At 54.2% G+C, this 18,872-nt stretch carries 19 protein-coding genes; 10 read left to right on the forward strand and 9 right to left on the reverse strand.

Features of this window, described 5'->3' with window-relative positions; translation table 11 throughout:
- Nucleotides 1-175: 175 nt before the first annotated feature.
- From cmoB to OGV83_RS13570, 5 genes are read right to left on the reverse strand one after another with little or no spacing between them, the layout of a single operon-like run.
- Nucleotides 176-1,144 carry a tRNA 5-methoxyuridine(34)/uridine 5-oxyacetic acid(34) synthase CmoB gene (gene cmoB, locus OGV83_RS13550; RefSeq protein WP_049010369.1) on the reverse strand — a complete coding sequence of 323 codons (969 nt, stop codon included), beginning with the start codon at nt 1,142-1,144 and terminating at the stop codon, nt 176-178.
- On the reverse strand, nt 1,141-1,884 hold the full coding sequence (gene cmoA, locus OGV83_RS13555; RefSeq protein WP_049010371.1) for a carboxy-S-adenosyl-L-methionine synthase CmoA: 744 nt from the start codon (nt 1,882-1,884) through the stop codon (nt 1,141-1,143). Before cmoA ends, cmoB begins: the two co-directional genes overlap by 4 nt.
- A gap of 40 nt (nt 1,885-1,924) precedes the next feature.
- Nucleotides 1,925-2,320, reverse strand: coding sequence for an MAPEG family protein (locus OGV83_RS13560; protein ID WP_012131989.1), 396 nt, complete (start codon nt 2,318-2,320; stop codon nt 1,925-1,927).
- Nucleotides 2,321-2,371: 51 nt separating this feature from the next.
- Nucleotides 2,372-3,190: a DUF72 domain-containing protein gene (locus tag OGV83_RS13565; protein ID WP_114847790.1), complete on the reverse strand. Its 819-nt coding sequence runs from the start codon at nt 3,188-3,190 to the stop codon at nt 2,372-2,374.
- The gene (locus tag OGV83_RS13570; protein WP_286463807.1) at nt 3,187-3,753 is read right to left on the reverse strand and encodes a hydrolase; all 567 of its coding nucleotides are present in this window, start codon (nt 3,751-3,753) and stop codon (nt 3,187-3,189) included. The genes OGV83_RS13565 and OGV83_RS13570 overlap by 4 nt, the downstream gene beginning before the upstream one ends.
- A gap of 265 nt (nt 3,754-4,018) precedes the next feature.
- On the opposite strand from OGV83_RS13570, the gene aspS reads away from it, so the two are divergent.
- The 6 genes from aspS (at nt 4,019) to ruvB (ending at nt 9,275) form a co-directional block, all read left to right on the forward strand.
- Nucleotides 4,019-5,791: an aspartate--tRNA ligase gene (gene aspS / locus OGV83_RS13575; protein ID WP_012131992.1), complete on the forward strand. Its 1,773-nt coding sequence runs from the start codon at nt 4,019-4,021 to the stop codon at nt 5,789-5,791.
- Between the two features lies 1 nt (nt 5,792).
- Nucleotides 5,793-6,236, forward strand: coding sequence for a dihydroneopterin triphosphate diphosphatase (gene nudB / locus OGV83_RS13580; RefSeq protein ID WP_012131993.1), 444 nt, complete (start codon nt 5,793-5,795; stop codon nt 6,234-6,236).
- Between the two features lie 28 nt (nt 6,237-6,264).
- Nucleotides 6,265-7,005, forward strand: coding sequence for a YebC/PmpR family DNA-binding transcriptional regulator (locus OGV83_RS13585; protein ID WP_115609222.1), 741 nt, complete (start codon nt 6,265-6,267; stop codon nt 7,003-7,005).
- A 37-nt stretch (nt 7,006-7,042) separates the two neighbouring features.
- Nucleotides 7,043-7,564: a crossover junction endodeoxyribonuclease RuvC gene (gene ruvC, locus OGV83_RS13590; RefSeq protein ID WP_012131995.1), complete on the forward strand. Its 522-nt coding sequence runs from the start codon at nt 7,043-7,045 to the stop codon at nt 7,562-7,564.
- 80 nt (nt 7,565-7,644) lie between these two features.
- On the forward strand, nt 7,645-8,256 hold the full coding sequence (ruvA, locus tag OGV83_RS13595; RefSeq protein ID WP_012131997.1) for a Holliday junction branch migration protein RuvA: 612 nt from the start codon (nt 7,645-7,647) through the stop codon (nt 8,254-8,256).
- Nucleotides 8,257-8,264: 8 nt separating this feature from the next.
- The gene (gene ruvB, locus OGV83_RS13600; protein ID WP_012131998.1) at nt 8,265-9,275 is read left to right on the forward strand and encodes a Holliday junction branch migration DNA helicase RuvB; all 1,011 of its coding nucleotides are present in this window, start codon (nt 8,265-8,267) and stop codon (nt 9,273-9,275) included.
- 86 nt (nt 9,276-9,361) lie between these two features.
- Here ruvB and znuB read toward each other — a convergent pair whose 3' ends face one another.
- Together znuB and znuC are read right to left on the reverse strand one after the other, a co-directional pair.
- On the reverse strand, nt 9,362-10,147 hold the full coding sequence (gene znuB / locus OGV83_RS13605; RefSeq protein ID WP_112001998.1) for a zinc ABC transporter permease subunit ZnuB: 786 nt from the start codon (nt 10,145-10,147) through the stop codon (nt 9,362-9,364).
- Nucleotides 10,144-10,899 carry a zinc ABC transporter ATP-binding protein ZnuC gene (gene znuC / locus OGV83_RS13610; RefSeq protein WP_012132002.1) on the reverse strand — a complete coding sequence of 252 codons (756 nt, stop codon included), beginning with the start codon at nt 10,897-10,899 and terminating at the stop codon, nt 10,144-10,146. Before znuC ends, znuB begins: the two co-directional genes overlap by 4 nt.
- A gap of 78 nt (nt 10,900-10,977) precedes the next feature.
- Here znuC and znuA point away from each other — a divergent pair, with 78 nt between their 5' ends.
- The 3 genes from znuA to lpxM all read left to right on the forward strand — a co-directional run bounded on the left by znuA (nt 10,978) and on the right by lpxM (nt 14,348).
- Nucleotides 10,978-11,922, forward strand: coding sequence for a zinc ABC transporter substrate-binding protein ZnuA (znuA, locus tag OGV83_RS13615; protein ID WP_047463184.1), 945 nt, complete (start codon nt 10,978-10,980; stop codon nt 11,920-11,922).
- A 15-nt stretch (nt 11,923-11,937) separates the two neighbouring features.
- A complete protein-coding gene (mepM, locus tag OGV83_RS13620) occupies nt 11,938-13,257 on the forward strand; it encodes a murein DD-endopeptidase MepM (protein WP_024130255.1) in 1,320 nt (439 codons plus the stop codon).
- A 119-nt stretch (nt 13,258-13,376) separates the two neighbouring features.
- Nucleotides 13,377-14,348, forward strand: coding sequence for a lauroyl-Kdo(2)-lipid IV(A) myristoyltransferase (lpxM, locus tag OGV83_RS13625; RefSeq protein ID WP_024130256.1), 972 nt, complete (start codon nt 13,377-13,379; stop codon nt 14,346-14,348).
- An 84-nt stretch (nt 14,349-14,432) separates the two neighbouring features.
- Here the strand turns inward: lpxM and pyk are convergent, their stop codons facing one another.
- Nucleotides 14,433-15,875, reverse strand: coding sequence for a pyruvate kinase (pyk, locus tag OGV83_RS13630; RefSeq protein ID WP_012132007.1), 1,443 nt, complete (start codon nt 15,873-15,875; stop codon nt 14,433-14,435).
- 123 nt (nt 15,876-15,998) lie between these two features.
- Nucleotides 15,999-16,868: a DNA-binding transcriptional regulator HexR gene (gene hexR / locus OGV83_RS13635; RefSeq protein ID WP_012132008.1), complete on the reverse strand. Its 870-nt coding sequence runs from the start codon at nt 16,866-16,868 to the stop codon at nt 15,999-16,001.
- A 357-nt stretch (nt 16,869-17,225) separates the two neighbouring features.
- Between hexR and zwf the strand changes: the two genes are divergently transcribed.
- Nucleotides 17,226-18,701 carry a glucose-6-phosphate dehydrogenase gene (zwf, locus tag OGV83_RS13640; RefSeq protein ID WP_012132010.1) on the forward strand — a complete coding sequence of 492 codons (1,476 nt, stop codon included), beginning with the start codon at nt 17,226-17,228 and terminating at the stop codon, nt 18,699-18,701.
- Nucleotides 18,702-18,872: the final 171 nt, after the last annotated feature.

The following is an 18,872-nucleotide window of genomic DNA, read 5'->3' on the forward strand; positions in this document are numbered from 1 at the left end:
GCCCCTGCCATTTCAACAGGGGCCTTTTTTTCTCCTTCATATTTCAAGCCGCAGCGGCGTTGGCTGCCTCGCTCGCCCCGGTCACGTAGTTATCTACGCTCCCGGGGACTTACTGCGTTGCCGCCTTGCTGCAACTTGAACTATTTTGGAGAAAATATGCTTTCTGGCAAAAAGACTACGGCTTGCGCGCAATTAGCACCGCGCGCAGCGGGGCAGGGTAACCTTCGACGGTTTTACTGTGGTCATTCGGATCGAGGAAATCAGCCAGCGACTCGGTGACCATCCATCCGGTGCGACGCTGCTCCTCGGTGGAGGTCACGCAGACATCGGCAATCCGCACATCGACAAAACCACATTTCTCCAGCCAGTTTTTCAGCGCCAGCGCGGAAGGGATAAAGTAGACGTTGCGCATCTGCGCATAGCGGTCGCCTGGCACCAGCACGGTGTTTTCATCGCCTTCCACCACCAGGGTTTCCAGCACCAGTTCGCCGTCTTTCACCAGTTGATCTTTCAGTTGCCAGAGATGTTCCAGCGGAGAACGACGGTGGTAAAGCACGCCCATTGAAAAGACGGTATCAAACGCATTCAGCGCCGGAAGCTGCTCGATGCCCAGCGGCAACAGATGCGCGCGCTGGTCGTTGCCCAACAATTTTCGTACCGCTTCAAACTGACACAGGAACAACTGCGTCGGGTCGATTCCCACGGCAAGATGCGCGCCCGCGCCAATCATGCGCCACATGTGATATCCGCTGCCGCAGCCGACATCCAGAATGGTGCGGCCGGTCAGATCGGACAGGTGCGGCAAAACGCGATCCCATTTCCAGTCGGAACGCCATTCGGTATCAATATTGATGCCATACAGAGAGAACGGGCCTTTACGCCACGGCATCAGGTTTCGCAGCAGGGTGTCGATACGCTTAAGCTGGCCTTCGCTCAACGGCGTTTCGCTTTCGGCAGTGACGCTGTGCAATAAATCCAGACGGTACGGCGTTAATTCCGGCAGGAACTCCACCGCGTTCGACCACTGCTTAAACAGACCATGCTGATCGCGCTGCCAGGTCGCGATTTGCGCAGGCAGGGTTTCCAGCCAGTGAGAAAGCGGGCTTTTGGCAATCAGCTGATAAAAGTTACCGAACTCGATCATGCGGGCACCCCGGACTTCAGCGCCACCAGCGAACCAAAGTTGAAGCACTGGAACCACAGTTCGCTATGCTCGAAACCAGCCTGATGCAGACGCGCTTTGTGGGTTTCAACCGAGTCGGTCAGCATGACGTTTTCCAGCATACTGCGCTTCTGGCTGATCTCCAGTTCGCTGTAGCCGTTGGCGCGTTTAAAGTCATGGTGCATATTGAACAGCAATTCGCCAACCGTTGTGTCTTCAAAGCTGAACTTTTCCGACAGCACCAGCGCGCCGCCCGGATTCAGACCCTGATAAATCTTATCCAGCAAGGCCTGGCGCTCAAGCGGCTCAAGGAATTGCAGGGTAAAATTCAGCACCACCATTGAGGCGTTCTCGATGCTGATGTCGCGAATATCGCCTTCCACAATCTCAACCGGGGTCGGGGCTTTGTAAGCGTCGATATGACGGCGGCAGCGTTCAATCATCGCCGGGGAGTTGTCGACGGCGATGATTTTACAGTTGGCATGATGAATATTACGACGCACCGAGAGCGTCGCAGCGCCCAGTGAACAGCCTAAATCGTAGACCTGCGTATTGGGTTGTACGAAGCGTTCGGCCAGCATGCCAATCATGGAGATGATATTGGAATAGCCGGGAACAGAGCGCTGGATCATATCCGGGAAGACTTCAGCTACCCGTTCATCAAAGGTCCAGTCGCCCAGACTGGCGATAGGCGCAGAAAAAAGCGTGTCGCGGTGAGACATAACGTAAAAATCCGGGAAAAATAAAGTGGCGTATTGTGCGCTAATGCAAGGAGAAAACCAACTCCCAGGGCATATACCAAAGATTCGCCAGCACCATCAGCAACAAGGCGCACCAGGTCGCACTCATCCCGGAACGCCGCCAGCGAAACAGACGGTGGTGGAAACCGTAATAATGCATCAGCCGACCAGCGATTAAAATAATCCCGCAGATATGCACCATCCATGTTTCGGCGCCGTTCATTTCCATAAACAGCAGCAGCGCGACAGCGATAGGAATATATTCCACCGCATTACCGTGAATGCGGATGGCGCTTTGCAGTTCGCTAAAACCGCCGTCACCGTAGGCAACGCGATACAGCATCCGTAGTCGGACAACATCAAAAGAGAACTTCATCAACAACAACGCACCTAATACGGTATATAGCGCGCTTACCATACAAACTCCCTTTAAAATGCCTGATGGCACTGTCTATGATAGGTGGCAATTTCAGAAAAGAGAAGATTGCTGTGGAATAGACGGTGCGGTTCCAATGCCGGGCAAGGCTGCGCGTAAATCTTCCCATAATGTATTCACTAACTCGGGAGCCTGCGCGATATCTGGCGTGTGTAGAAAAAGATACGGCGTAGAGGTCGTTTCCCACCGCGGGAGTTTCGCCAGCCAGTCGGCAAAAAATGTCTGATTTTGCACCATATTGTCGCTGCCGATGAACCTGATCAACGGATGCTTCGCAGTCACGATGGCATGGACCGGCACTTTAGGTTTTTTGCGTTGCGCTTCGCGAATGGCCTGGTTATGAGGATGCGCGGCGTGTACCGGGCGGCTGTCGAGGATCACCCGATTCACCCCGCGTTCAACCAGGCCGCGATTGAGCTGTTGTTCTTCCTCGCCTTTGGCGAAAAACACGGGATGGCGCACTTCGACGCCATAGGTGAATGCCTTTGGCAACGCGTCAAGAAAGCGCCAGAGCGCAGGGAGGTCGCGCGGTGAAAACGTCGCGGGGAGTTGCAGCCAGTACTGACCAATTCTTGCCTCCAGCGGCGACATGCGGGTAAAAAATTCCTGCACAAGATCGTCGCAGTTACGCAGCGCGGCCTGATGCGAAATCGTCGCGGGGAACTTAAAGCAGAAGCGAAAATCGTCCGTTGTTTGCGCATGCCAGCGTTCGACAATTTCTGCTTTCGGCAGCGCATACAGGGTGGTGTTGCCCTCCACACAGTTAAAGTGGCGGGCATACTCTTCAAGACTGGTGATACCCAGACGCACCCATTTAGGATGCGACCATTGCGGTAATCCGATGTAGATCATAACGCGTTAAGGATCTCCTCCACGCTGCGCACTCTGGCGATACGCGGAAAAATATGTGTCATGCTGCTTTGATGCTGTTCCGTGCTGGCGGCGCTACAGGCATCTTCGGCGATCACCAGACCAAAACCCAGCTCCCAGGCGTTACGCGCGGTGGATTCTACGCCGATATTGGTGGAGATGCCGCACAGCACGATGGTGTCGACTCCCCGGCGGCGTAATTGTAACTCAAGATCGGTGCCATAGAACGCGCCCCATTGACGCTTGGTGACTTCCAGGTCACTGTCGCCTTTACCGAGCGCCGCCGGATAACGCCACCAGTTTTCCGGCAGCGCGTTGGCTGGCGCCCGGGCATCGACGGGTTGCTTTAACGCGTCGGCATAATCGTCGGACCAGCCGACGCGAACCATCACCACCGGCGAGCCATTTGCCCTAAATTTTGCGGCCAGTTTCGCTGCGTGGGCGACAACATCGCTTGCCGCATGGGGGCCGCCAGTGAAAGGTAAGATCCCTTCCTGTAAATCAATAACGACCAGGGCAGTGGTTGCGGCGTTCAGTTCCAGCATGATGACTCCTGTAAAATAGATGATTCCGCTACACCTTAAGCGCGTTCCCGAAGGAAAGTGACGACAAATATTGTTAATTTTTGTGAGAATACGCAATAACCGCGTAGCAAACACGCGTACAGTCAGTATCGGACTTATCGTGCGGCAGAATTTCCAGTATAATAGCCGCCTTTTTTCATTCAGTTGTGACATTCAGCTAAAGCTGCGACAACGTCGCCTGTAAAGCAGGCAACAATCCGCCAGCGGCTAAGTTAAGGGATATCTCATGCGTACAGAATATTGCGGACAGCTACGTCTGTCCCACGTGGGGCAGCAGGTGACTCTGTGTGGTTGGGTCAACCGTCGTCGTGATCTTGGTAGCCTGATCTTTATCGATATGCGCGACCGCGAAGGTATCGTACAGGTCTTCTTTGATCCGGATCGTGCGGATGCGTTAAAGCTGGCTTCTGAACTGCGTAATGAGTTCTGCATCCAGGTGACCGGCACCGTGCGTGCGCGTGACGAGAAAAACGTCAACGCCGACATGGCGACGGGCGAAATCGAAGTGCTGGCGTCCGATTTGACGATCATCAACCGTGCAGATTCTCTGCCGCTTGACTCTAATCACGTCAATACCGAAGAAGCGCGTCTGAAATACCGTTATCTGGATCTGCGTCGCCCGGAAATGGCTCAACGCCTGAAAACCCGTGCCAAAATCACCAGCCTGGTGCGTCGTTTTATGGACGACCACGGCTTCCTCGACATCGAAACCCCGATGTTGACCAAAGCGACGCCGGAAGGCGCGCGTGACTACCTGGTGCCTTCGCGCGTCCATAAAGGTAAATTCTACGCGCTGCCGCAGTCTCCGCAGTTGTTCAAACAGCTGCTGATGATGTCCGGTTTTGACCGTTACTATCAGATCGTAAAATGCTTCCGTGATGAAGATTTACGTGCTGACCGTCAGCCTGAATTTACCCAGATCGACGTCGAGACCTCCTTCATGACTGCGCCGCAGGTGCGTGAAGTGATGGAAGCGCTGGTACGCCATCTGTGGCAGGAAGTGAAAGGCGTGGATCTGGGCGACTTCCCGATCATGACCTTCGCCGAAGCCGAGCGCCGTTACGGTTCCGATAAACCGGACCTGCGTAACCCGATGGAACTGGTGGACGTTGCCGACCTGCTGAAATCTGTAGAATTCGCCGTCTTTGCCGGCCCGGCTAACGATCCGAAAGGTCGCGTAGCGGCTCTGCGCGTGCCGGGTGGCGCAAGCTTAAGCCGTAAGCAGATCGACGACTACGGCAATTTCATTAAGATCTACGGCGCGAAAGGGCTGGCTTATATTAAAGTCACCGAACGCGCGAAAGGTCTGGAAGGCATCAACAGCCCGGTAGCGAAGTTCCTTAACGCGGAAATCGTGGAAGCGATTCTGGATCGTACCGCTGCGCAAGACGGCGATATGATTTTCTTCGGCGCCGACAACAAAAAAGTGGTTGCCGATGCGCTGGGCGCGCTGCGTCTGAAAGTGGGTAAAGATCTGAACCTGACCGACGAAGCCAAATGGGCGCCGCTGTGGGTTATCGACTTCCCGATGTTTGAAGATGACGGCGAAGGCGGCCTGACGGCGATGCACCATCCGTTCACCTCACCGAAAGACCTGACCGCCGCCGAGCTGAAAGCCGCACCGGAAAACGCGGTTGCTAACGCCTACGATATGGTGATCAACGGTTATGAAGTCGGTGGTGGCTCCGTGCGTATCCACAGTGGCGACATGCAGCAGACCGTGTTTGGTATTCTGGGTATTAATGAACAGGAACAGCGCGAGAAATTCGGCTTCCTGCTGGATGCGCTGAAATACGGTACGCCGCCGCATGCGGGTCTGGCGTTTGGTCTGGACCGTCTGACTATGCTGCTGACCGGCACCGACAATATCCGTGACGTTATCGCCTTCCCGAAAACGACTGCCGCTGCCTGTCTGATGACCGAAGCGCCAAGTTTCGCGAACCCGGCAGCGCTGGCTGAGCTGGGTATTGATGTCGTTAAGAAGGCCGAGAATAACTGATATGGCATACAAACAGCCTGTCTCGGTGTTAGTCGTGATTTATGCAAAGGACACCGGGAGAGTGCTGATGTTACAGCGACGCGACGATCCTGATTTCTGGCAGTCGGTTACCGGCAGTCTGGAAGAGGGCGAAACCGCGTCGCAAGCCGCTATGCGCGAAGTAAAGGAAGAGGTCACAATAGATGTTGCAGCAGAGCAACTGACCTTAATTGACTGTCAGCGCACGGTGGAATTTGAGATTTTTTCACATTTACGTCATCGCTACGCGCCGGGAATTGAGCGTAATACTGAATCCTGGTTTTGCCTGGCACTTCCCTCTGAACGAGAGATCGTGTTCACCGAACATCTGACCTATCGTTGGGTTAATGCGGATGAAGCCGCGCAGTTAACCAAGTCGTGGAGTAACCGGCAGGCGATTGAAGAGTTTGTAATTAACGTCGCCTGAGAAGGCGCGCTTTTTGGAGATATTATTTATGGCAGGTCATAGTAAATGGGCCAACACCAGACATCGTAAAGCAGCGCAGGATGCTAAACGTGGTAAAATTTTCACCAAAATCATTCGTGAGCTGGTGACGGCGGCCAAACTGGGCGGCGGCGACCCGGACGCTAACCCGCGTCTGCGTGCGGCAGTCGATAAAGCGCTGTCGAACAACATGACCCGCGATACGCTGAATCGTGCGATTGCGCGCGGCGTCGGCGGCGATGATGATGCGAACATGGAAACCATCATCTATGAAGGTTACGGTCCTGGCGGCACGGCTGTGATGGTTGAGTGCCTGTCTGACAACCGTAACCGTACCGTTGCGGAAGTGCGTCACGCTTTCAGCAAATGCGGCGGCAACCTGGGTACTGACGGTTCCGTGGCTTACCTGTTCAGCAAAAAAGGGGTGATCTCCTTCGAACAGGGCGACGAAGACACCATCATGGAAGCCGCGCTGGAAGCCGGTGCGGAAGACGTTGTGACCTTTGATGACGGTGCGATTGACGTCTACACCGCATGGGAAGAGATGGGCAAAGTGCGCGACGCGCTGGAAGCTGCGGGTCTGAAAGCGGACAACGCTGAAGTGTCCATGATCCCGTCCACCAAAGCGGATATGGATGTGGAAACCGCGCCGAAACTGATGCGTCTGATCGATATGCTGGAAGACTGCGACGACGTGCAGGAAGTTTACCATAACGGTGAGATCTCTGATGAGGTTGCGGCTACGTTATAATGACGTGGTTTAATTCCGTTCTAATCGGAGGCGCGTGATGTCTATTATTCTCGGTATCGACCCGGGTTCACGCGTCACGGGTTATGGCGTGATTCGTCAGGTGGGCAGGCAACTGACTTACCTGGGCAGCGGGTGTATCCGCACGAAAGTGGATGATTTACCGTCTCGTCTGAAGCTGATTTATGCGGGCGTGACGGAAATCATCACCCAGTTCCAGCCGGACTATTTCGCGATTGAACAGGTGTTTATGGCGAAGAACGCGGACTCCGCGCTTAAGCTGGGTCAGGCGCGCGGCGTGGCGATTGTCGCGGCGGTAAACCAGGATCTTCCGGTGTTTGAGTATGCCGCCCGTCAGGTGAAGCAAACCGTTGTCGGGATCGGCAGCGCCGAGAAAAGCCAGGTACAGCACATGGTGCGCACGTTGCTGAAACTCCCGGCAAATCCCCAGGCGGATGCGGCGGATGCGCTGGCTATCGCCATCACCCACTGCCACGTTAGCCAGAACGCGATGCAAATGAGTGACTCGCGGCTCAATCTGGCGCGTGGGCGGCTACGATAATGACAAATGAGGCTGGATATCTATCCAGCCTTTTTTTATGATACCACTTTACTTTTTCGGCCCCAACGCAGGAGCGCAATGTGATAGGCAGACTCAGAGGCATTATTCTGGAAAAACAACCCCCGCTGGTATTACTTGAGGTGGGCGGCGTAGGCTATGAAGTCCATATGCCGATGACCTGTTTTTATGAGCTCCCGGAATCTGGAAAAGAAGCGACCGTATTCACCCATTTTGTGGTGCGTGAAGATGCGCAGTTGCTGTATGGGTTTAACAATAAACAGGAGCGAACCCTGTTTAAAGAACTGATCAAAACGAACGGCGTCGGGCCGAAACTCGCGCTGGCGATCCTCTCCGGGATGTCGGCTCAGCAGTTTGTGAATGCCGTTGAGCGCGAGGAACCCGCCGCGTTGGTGAAACTGCCGGGTATTGGTAAGAAAACCGCAGAACGCCTGATCGTTGAAATGAAAGATCGCTTCAAGGGCCTGCACGGTGACCTCTTTACGCCTGCCGCCGACCTGGTGCTGACCTCTCCGGCAAGTCCGGCAACGGATGATGCGGAGCAAGAAGCGGTTGCTGCGCTGGTGGCGCTGGGCTATAAACCACAGGAAGCCAGCCGCATGGTGAGCAAAATTGCCCGCCCTGACGCCAGCAGTGAAACATTGATTCGCGAAGCACTCCGCGCCGCGTTATGAGGTAAAGGATGATAGAAGCAGATCGCCTGATTTCAGCAGGTGGAACCCAGGTGGAAGAGGTTGCCGATCGCGCCATTCGCCCGAAGTTGCTGGAAGAGTACATTGGTCAGCCTCAGGTGCGTTCGCAAATGGAGATCTTTATCCAGGCGGCAAAGCTGCGCGGCGACGCGCTCGATCACCTGCTGATCTTTGGCCCGCCGGGGCTGGGGAAAACGACGCTGGCTAACATTGTCGCCAATGAAATGGGCGTGAACCTGCGCACCACGTCTGGCCCGGTGCTGGAAAAGGCGGGCGATCTGGCGGCGATGCTGACCAACCTTGAACCTCATGATGTGCTGTTTATCGATGAGATCCACCGTTTATCACCGGTGGTGGAAGAGGTGTTGTATCCGGCAATGGAAGATTATCAGCTGGACATCATGATTGGCGAAGGGCCTGCTGCGCGTTCGATAAAAATCGATCTGCCGCCTTTTACGCTGATTGGCGCCACCACGCGAGCCGGGTCATTGACGTCGCCGCTGCGTGACCGTTTCGGTATTGTTCAGCGTCTGGAGTTTTATCAGGTGCCTGACCTGCAACACATCGTCGGGCGCAGCGCACGGTTTATGGGGCTGGAAATGAGCGATGAAGGCGCGCTGGAGGTTGCCCGCCGCGCTCGCGGTACGCCGCGTATCGCCAACCGCCTGTTGCGTCGCGTACGTGATTTTGCCGAAGTGAAACATAACGGCGCCATCTCTGCGGATATCGCCGCTCAGGCGCTGGATATGCTGAATGTCGATGCGGAAGGGTTTGACTATATGGACCGCAAGCTGCTGCTGGCCGTAATCGATAAATTCTTTGGCGGCCCCGTCGGTCTCGATAACCTGGCCGCAGCCATTGGCGAAGAGCGTGAAACGATTGAGGACGTACTGGAACCGTATTTGATTCAGCAGGGCTTTTTGCAACGAACCCCGCGCGGGCGAATGGCGACGGTGCGGGCGTGGAATCATTTTGGAATAACGCCGCCGGAAATGCCTTAACTTATGTGCGTTAGGCCGGATGGCGGCTACGCCTTATCCGGCCTGCCGTAGGCCCGGTAAGCGGAGCGCCACCGGGAAACACACGCTTAGCTCGCCTGCTTCTTCATCATGCTGAAGATAAACAGCAGCGCGGCACACAGCACCACTGACGGGCCTGCCGGCGTGTCGTAAAACGCAGAAAACGTCAGACCGCCTGTAACCGCTATCATTCCCACACCAACGGCAACCCCAGCCATCTGCTCCGGGGTACGGGCAAAGCGACGCGCCGTGGCGGCAGGAATAATCAGCAATGAGGTGATGATCAACGCGCCAACGAACTTCATCGCCACGCCGATAGTCAATGCGGTGACCAGCATCAGCAGGAGCTTAACGCGCTGTAACTTCACGCCATCGACAAAAGCCAGATCCGGGCTAATGGTCATCGACAGCAGATTACGCCACTGCCAGAAGAGGATCGCCAGCACGATAACCACGCCGATGGCGATGAAAATCAGGTCTTCCGGCGTCACGGCCAGCAGGTCGCCAAACAGATAAGCCATCAAGTCCACGCGAATGTTGGACATCAGGCTGACGACCACAAGACCTAACGACAGGGCACTGTGCGCCATAATGCCGAGAAGCGTGTCGATAGCGAGGTGAGGGCGTTTCTCCAGCCACACCAGACCGGCTGCCAGCATCAGCGTAACGGCAATCACCGCATAGAACGGGTTGATGTCCAGCAGCAACCCAAAAGCGACTCCCAGCAGCGAGGCGTGCGCCAGCGTATCGCCAAAATAGGACATTCGACGCCAGACCACGAACGAGCCCAGCGGGCCAGCGGCGCAGGCCAGCATGATCCCGGCTAACCAGCCAGGCAATAACAGTTCAATCATGAGTGTCCATTTCCCCGGCGCAGTACGATACGACCTTGTAAATCGTGGCGATGATTATGATGATGACGGTAAATTCCCAACTGTTCTGCGCCGCGCGGCCCGAACATAGAGATGAATTCAGGATGCATGGAAACGATTTCAGGGGTGCCGGAGCAACAGATATGGTGATTCAGACACAGCACCTCATCCGTTTTCGCCATCACCAGATGCAGGTCGTGCGAGACCATCAGCACCGCGCAATCCAGCTCGCGCCGCAGCTGGTCAATGAGATCGTACAGGGCGACCTGACCATTGACATCCACGCCCTGAGTCGGCTCATCCAGCACCAGCAGCTGTGGTTGATTCAGCAGCGCGCGGGCTAACAAAACGCGCTGGGTTTCACCGCCGGACAGCTTTTGCATGGGGGCGTCAATGAGGTGTCCGGCCTGAACGCGTTTCAGGGCAGGAAGAATGTCGGTTTTTTGCGTACCGGGGCGTAAGCGTAAAAAGCGGCTTACCGTCAGCGGCAACGTGGTGTCGAGATACAGTTTTTGCGGGACATAGCCAATACGCAACTGCCCGTTGCGCTTGATCAGCCCTTCATCAGGCGCTACCAGCCCTAATACTACGCGTACCAGCGTAGACTTCCCGGCGCCGTTTGGGCCGAGAAGCGTCAAAATTTTTCCTGGTCTGAGTTCAAGCGACACGTCAGAAAGGACGCGGCGTTGACCGAAAGAGACCGAAACATTTTCCAGTGAAACCAAAGTCGTCATGTCAATTTTAGGCTTGCAGAAGTCATAGAATGTTATAATATCACATTTCTCACATTCATTACGATGATTAGTCGCATTATGTTACATAAAAATACGCTTCTTTTCGCAGCATTATCCGCTGCGCTATGGGGTGGTGCAACACAGGCCGCAAATGCCGCCGTTGTCGCCTCTCTCAAGCCCTTAGGTTTCATCGCTTCCGCCATTGCCGATGGCGTCACGGACACCCAGGTTTTATTGCCGGATGGGGCGTCTGAGCATGATTATTCACTGCGTCCGTCTGACGTAAAACGCTTACAGGGCGCGGACTTAGTTGTCTGGATCGGCCCTGAGATGGAAGCGTTCATGGAAAAGTCAGTAAAGAACATTCCTGACGGAAAACAGGTAACGATTGCGCAGCTCGCCGACGTGAAACCGCTACTCATGAAAGGCGCTGATGACGACGATGACGATCACGATCACGGGCATGCGCACGGTGAAAAAGGTGACGCACATCACCATCATGGTGATTACAACATGCATCTTTGGCTTTCCCCAGAGATAGCGCGGGCTTCAGCGGTTGCAATCCATGAAAAATTAGTGGAACTTATGCCGCAAAGTCGAGCCAAACTTGACGCCAACCTGAAGGATTTTGAGGCACAATTAGCCGCAACCGATAAGCAGGTAGGTAACGAGCTCGCACCGCTCAAGGGGAAAGGGTACTTCGTTTTTCATGACGCCTACGGCTACTACGAAAAACATTATGGGCTAACTCCGCTTGGTCACTTTACCGTGAACCCTGAGATTCAACCTGGTGCGCAGCGTTTACATGAAATAAGAACACAGTTGGTTGAGCAAAAAGCAACCTGCGTTTTTGCTGAGCCACAGTTCAGGCCAGCGGTCGTTGAAGCCGTTGCGAGAGGGACATCCGTTCGAATGGGAACGTTGGATCCCCTCGGAACGAACATTAAACTGGGTAAAACAAGCTATTCAGCGTTTCTGAATCAATTAGCCAACCAGTATGCGAGCTGCCTGAAAGGAGATTAATGAGGAAGTGAATACGTGCAACAGATAGCCCGCTCTGTCGCCCTGGCATTTAATAATCTGCCCCGACCCCACCGCGTTATGCTGGGGTCGCTTACTGTTCTGACACTGGCCGTCGCGGTATGGCGGCCTTACGTTTACCACCCTGACTCTGCGCCCATCGTCAAAACTATCGAACTGGAAAAGAGTGAAATTCGTTCGCTGCTGCCTGAGGCCAGCGAACCGATTGATCAGGCGGCGCAGGAAGATGAAGCGATCCCACAGGATGAGCTGGACGACAAAACGTCTGGCGAAGTGGGCGTGCATGAATATGTTGTCTCCACTGGCGATACGCTGAGCAGCATTTTGAATCAGTATGGCATTGATATGGGCGATATCAGCCGACTGGCCGCTGCGGATAAGGAACTCCGTAATCTGAAAATCGGCCAGCAGATCTCCTGGACGTTGACGCCAGACGGCGATTTGCAACGCCTGACCTGGGAAGTCTCACGCCGCGAAACGCGTACCTACGATCGTAGCGGAACGGGTTTCAAAATGAGTAGCGAAATGCAGCAGGGCGACTGGGTCAATAGCCTGATGAAAGGCACGGTTGGCGGAAGCTTTGTCGCCAGTGCGAAAGACGCCGGTTTGACCAGCGCAGAAGTCAGCGCCGTCATTAAAGCGATGCAGTGGCAGATGGACTTCCGTAAGCTGAAAAAAGGCGATGAGTTCTCTGTGTTGATGTCGCGTGAAATGCTGGATGGCAAGCGTGAACAGAGCCAGCTTCTGGGCGTGCGTCTGCGTTCAGATGGAAAAGATTATTACGCGATTCGCGCGGAGGACGGTAAGTTCTATGACCGAAACGGCACAGGGCTTGCGAAAGGATTCCTGCGCTTCCCGACGGCGAAGCAGTTCCGCATTTCGTCAAACTTTAATCCGCGTCGTCTGAACCCGGTGACCGGTCGCGTTGCGCCGCATAAAGGCGTCGATTTTGCGATGCCGCAAGGTACGCCTGTGCTGTCGGTCGGTGACGGTGAGGTCGTGGTAGCGAAACGCAGCGGCGCGGCAGGTTATTATGTCGCTATCCGTCACGGCCGTACTTACACCACGCGTTATATGCACCTGCGTAAGCTGCTGGTGAAACCTGGGCAGAAAGTGAAACGTGGCGATCGTATCGCGCTGTCAGGCAATACCGGGCGCTCTACCGGGCCGCATCTGCACTATGAAGTCTGGATTAACCAGCAGGCTGTTAACCCGCTGACGGCAAAACTGCCGCGTACCGAAGGGCTGACAGGTTCTGATCGCCGTGCTTATCTGGCGCAGGTTAAAGAAGTCCTGCCGCAGTTGCGCTTCGATTAATAAATACGCTTATGGAGCCGGTACGCGATGCGTACCGGCTTTTTTATTTTGTGTGGCGCACAGCGCGCCGCTACACTATCAACAGATTTACTTTTCGTGGCATCAAACACTGGAAAAGCATGGAAACGAAAAAAAATAACATTGAGTACATCCCTGAGTTTGAGAAATCTTTTCGTCATCCACGCTATTGGGGTGCCTGGCTGGGCGTGGCCGCAATGGCGGGTATTGCATTAACGCCCGCGTCGTTTCGCGATCCTTTACTGGCGAAGCTGGGACGTTTTGCCGGACGTCTGGGGAAAAGCGCCCGGCGTCGCGCGCTGATCAACTTATCTCTGTGTTTTCCTGAGTACAGCGAAGCAGAGCGTGAAGCTATTGTCGACAGAATGTTTGCGACCGCGCCACAGGCGATGACCATGATGGCTGAGCTGGCGATTCGTGGGCCTGAAAAACTGCAAAAGCGCGTCGACTGGCAGGGGCTGGAGATCATTGATGAGCTGCGGCGGAATAATGAAAAGGTGATCTTTCTGGTGCCGCACGGGTGGGGCGTGGATATTCCCGCGATGCTGATGGCGTCCCAGGGGCAGAAAATGGCGGCGATGTTCCATAACCAGGGCAACCCGGTATTTGACTATGTCTGGAACACGGTCCGTCGTCGTTTTGGCGGCCGCCTGCATGCGCGCAATGATGGCATCAAGCCGTTTATCCAGTCTGTCCGTCAGGGCTACTGGGGATACTATCTGCCGGATCAGGATCATGGCCCGGAACACAGTGAGTTTGTTGATTTCTTCGCGACCTACAAAGCGACGCTGCCAGCCATTGGCCGGTTAATGAAGGTGTGTCGTGCTCGCGTGGTGCCGCTTTTCCCGGTTTATGATGGTAAAACGCACCGTCTGACCATCCAGGTGCGACCGCCGATGGACGATCTTCTGACTGCGGATGACCACACTATCGCCAGACGGATGAATGAAGAGGTGGAGATTTTTGTCAGACCGCATCCTGAGCAATATACCTGGATTCTGAAACTGCTCAAAACCCGCAAACCGGGTGAAATTCAGCCGTATAAGCGCAAAGAGTGGTATCCCATCAAATAAAAAAAGCCTCTCGTCAGAGAGGCTTTTTTGTTACCCGGCCTGTAAGCCTGATAAGCGAAGCGCCATCAGGCTTATCACCAACGATTACTCGACGGTCAGGATACGCGTGGTATTGGTGGAGCCGATGGTGCTCATCACGTCGCCCTGGGTCACGATAACCAGATCGCCCGAAACCAGATAGCCTTTATCGCGCAGCAGGTTAACCGCTTCGCTTGCCGCGACAACGCCGTCTGCCGCGCTGTCAAAGTGAACCGGCGTAACGCCACGGTAAAGAGAGGTCAGGTTCAGCGTGCGTTCATGGCGGGACATGGCGAAAATCGGCAGGCCGGAACTGATACGCGAAGTCATCAGCGCCGTACGACCGGATTCGGTCATGGAGATAATCGCCGTTACCCCTTTCAGGTGGTTCGCCGCATACATGGCGGACATTGCGATCGCTTCTTCAACGTTGTCGAACTGGACATCCAGACGGTGTTTAGAGACATTGATGCTCGGGATCTTTTCTGCGCCCAGGCAAACGCGCGCCATTGCCGCAACGGTTTCTGCCGGGTATTGTCCTGCCGCCGTTTCCGCCGACAGCATGACGGCGTCGGTGCCGTCCAGCACGGCGTTCGCCACGTCCATTACTTCCGCGCGGGTCGGCATTGGGTTGGTGATCATCGATTCCATCATCTGCGTGGCGGTAATCACCGCACGATTCAACTGACGAGCGCGGCGAATCAGCGCTTTTTGAATCCCGACCAGTTCAGGATCGCCAATCTCAACGCCGAGGTCGCCACGCGCAACCATCACCACGTCTGATGCAAGAATAATGTCGTCCATTGCGTTCTGGTCGCAGACGGCTTCCGCGCGCTCTACTTTCGCGACGATTTTGGCGTCGCAACCTGCATCGCGCGCCAGGCGACGCGCATAATTCAGATCTTCGCCGCAGCGCGGGAAGGAGACCGCCAGATAATCCACGCCGATCTGCGCTGCGGTAACGATATCCGCTTTATCTTTCTCGGTCAGCGCTTCGGCGGAGAGACCGCCGCCCAGCTTGTTGATCCCTTTATTGTTAGAGAGCGGGCCGCCGACGGTCACTTCGGTGAAGACTTTCATGCCCTGAACTTCCAGCACTTTTAGCTGTACGCGACCATCATCAAGCAGCAGGATGTCGCCAGGCACGACGTCAGCAGGCAGACCTTTATAATCAATACCGACTTTATCTTTGTCGCCTTCGCCTTTGCCCAGGTTGGCATCAAGAAGGAATTTATCGCCGATATTGAGGAAAACTTTGCCTTCTTTAAAGGTGGATACACGAATTTTTGGCCCCTGGAGGTCACCCAGAATCGCCACATGACGCCCCAGTTTGGCGGCAATCTCACGAACTTTATCCGCGCGCACTTTGTGATCTTCCGGCGTGCCGTGAGAGAAGTTCATACGTACGACGTTCGCGCCAGCAGCGATAATCTTTTCAAGGTTGTTATCGCGGTCAGTTGCCGGGCCTAACGTGGTAACGATTTTGGTTCTGCGAAGCCTTCTGGACATGTAATACTCCGTTGACTGAAACAACTTGGTGTTGCGTGAACATTGATCCGGTCGTTCTGAGACCTTAACGGTTAAAAATGAACGTATCCGAATGACGAAAAGGATAGAACATTGTTATTGCTTTTAGCTGTCATTACTCTTGATGAGTAATTCTTTATCAAAACGCGATTCCTTGAGCGCTTCCTTGACACGCTTCAAGTTATCTCTGAATTTTGCCCCACGACGCAAAGTAAATCCTGTTGCCAGCACATCTATCACGGTCAGTTGAGCAAGTCGAGAGATCATGGGCATATAAATGTCAGTATCTTCCGGCACATCAAGGGTAATTGCCAGCGTTGCTTCTCGTGCCAGCGGCGTTCCGGCAGAGGTTAGCGCAATCACCATCGCATCGTTTTCGCGCGCCAGCTGCGCCAGTTCCACCAGACTTTTGGTTCGGCCGGTGTGGGAAATGAGCACGACCACGTCATCATCGCTACAATTCATACAACTCATACGTTGCAGGACAATGTCGTCGGAGTAGATCACCGGCACGTTGAAGCGAAAAAACTTGTTCATGGCGTCGTGCGCCACGGCCGCAGAGGAACCCAGGCCAAAAAAGGCGATTTTCTTCGCCTGGGTGAGCAAATCGACGGCACGGTTTATCGCAGATTTATCCAGCGACTGGCGAACGTGGTCCAGACTGGCCATCGCAGACTCGAAGATTTTCCCCGTATAGGACTCAACGCTGTCATCTTCATCCACATTGCGATTAACATAAGGGGTACCATTCGCCAGACTTTGTGCCAGATGCAGTTTAAAATCAGGGAAGCCGCGCGTATCCATGCTGCGGCAAAAACGGTTCACGGTAGGCTCACTGACGTTCGCTTCCTGGGCCAGCGTAGCAATACTTGAATGAATCGCGCGGTCGGGGGAGGCAACGATAACATCGGCTACTTTACGTTCTGACTTGCTCAAATGTTCCAGTTGAGACTGGATTTTTTCTAGCATATTCATGATGTAGAAAAGCTCACAGTTAATAACGATTTCAATGATGTGGGAAATCGAGATGCGATTTTGTTAGATATTACCCCTGAGCATCCGGGAAGGGGGCAAAATGGATAGAATAGTTGTTGTTTTTTTTCATTACATGATCGGTGTCTGATTTTAGCTGTCTGTTACATGTACGAAAACGACAATTTTTTTATCTGTTTTACGGCTATTTACCGCGGGAAAACCGAAGATCGCCCGAATCGCACGGGTGGATAAGCGTTTACAGTTTCGGGATTCACGTAAAAGCAGTACAGTGCATTGTAATAAAATTACAACTATACCCTGGCAAAAGCACCGGGATATTTAACTGAGGAGAATGACATGGCGGTAACGCAAACAGCCCAGGCATGTGACCTGGTCATTTTCGGCGCGAAAGGCGACCTGGCGCGCCGAAAATTGCTGCCTTCCCTGTATCAACTGGAGAAAGCCGGTCAGATTAACCCGGATACCCGTATTATCGGGGTGGGTCGCGCGGACTGGGACAAAGATGCCTATACCAAAGTGGTTCGCGAAGCGCTCGAAACCTTCATGAAAGAAAAGATTGATGAAGGCTTGTGGGATACCCTGAGCGGCCGTCTGGATTTTTGCAATCTGGACGTTAACGACACTGAGGCGTTCGGTCGCCTGGGAGCCATGCTGGATCAAAAATCGCGCACCACCATTAACTATTTTGCGATGCCGCCGAGCACCTTTGGCGCCATCTGTAAAGGTCTGGGTGAAGCGAAGCTGAACGCTAAACCGGCTCGCGTGGTAATGGAAAAACCGCTGGGCACCTCGCTGGCGACCTCGCGTGAAATCAACGATCAGGTGGGCGAGTACTTTGAAGAGTGCCAGGTTTACCGTATCGACCACTATCTGGGCAAAGAGACCGTTCTTAACCTGCTGGCGCTGCGTTTTGCCAACTCGCTGTTCGTGAATAACTGGGACAACCGCACGATTGATCATGTGGAAATTACCGTTGCGGAAGAGGTGGGCATTGAAGGTCGCTGGGGTTACTTCGACCAGGCGGGCCAGATGCGCGACATGATCCAGAACCACCTGCTGCAAATTCTGTGCATGATTGCGATGTCGCCGCCGTCCGATCTGACGGCCGACAGCATTCGCGATGAGAAAGTGAAAGTGCTGAAGTCGCTGCGCCGCATCGATCGCTCGAACGTGCGCGAGAAAACGGTTCGCGGGCAATACACCACCGGTTTTGCTCAGGGCAAAAAAGTGCCGGGCTACCTCGAAGAAGAGGGAGCGAACAAGAGCAGCAACACCGAGACCTTTGTGGCGATTCGCGTGGACATCGACAACTGGCGCTGGGCGGGCGTACCGTTCTACCTGCGCACCGGTAAACGTCTGCCGACCAAATGCTCTGAGGTTGTCGTCTACTTCAAGACGCCTGAGCTGAACCTGTTCAAAGAATCCTGGCAGGATCTGCCGCAGAACAAGCTGACCATCCGTCTGCAACCTGATGAAGGTGTGGATATCCAGGTGCTTAACAAAGTGCCGGGTCTGGATCACAAGCATAATTTGCAGATCACCAAGCTGGATCTGAGCTACTCCGAAACCTTCAATCAAACGCATCTGGCGGATGCTTACGAGCGTCTGTTGCTGGAAACCATGCGCGGTATTCAGGCGCTGTTCGTGCGTCGTGATGAAGTTGAAGAAGCTTGGAAGTGGGTGGACTCCATCACTGAAGCCTGGGAAATGGATAATGATGCGCCAAAACCGTATCAGGCGGGGACCTGGGGGCCGGTCGCTTCGGTGGCGATGATCACCCGTGATGGCCGTTCCTGGAATGAGTTTGAGTAAAATTCCATCTAGCCCATAGGTGTTATTTTACCGGTAACATGATCTAACACAGATTGTAGAACAATTTTTGCACTTTTAAGCCTCGCGTGGATTCACCCGCGGGGCTTTTTTTATTACACTGCCGGAAGTGATTTTGCCCCAGTGCGCCATATAACAAGCGATTCAGCAATA

Origin of the sequence: Citrobacter sp. CK189, from assembly GCF_030333505.1 — a bacterium.
Taxonomy (GTDB): Bacteria; Pseudomonadota; Gammaproteobacteria; order Enterobacterales; family Enterobacteriaceae; genus Citrobacter_B; species Citrobacter_B koseri.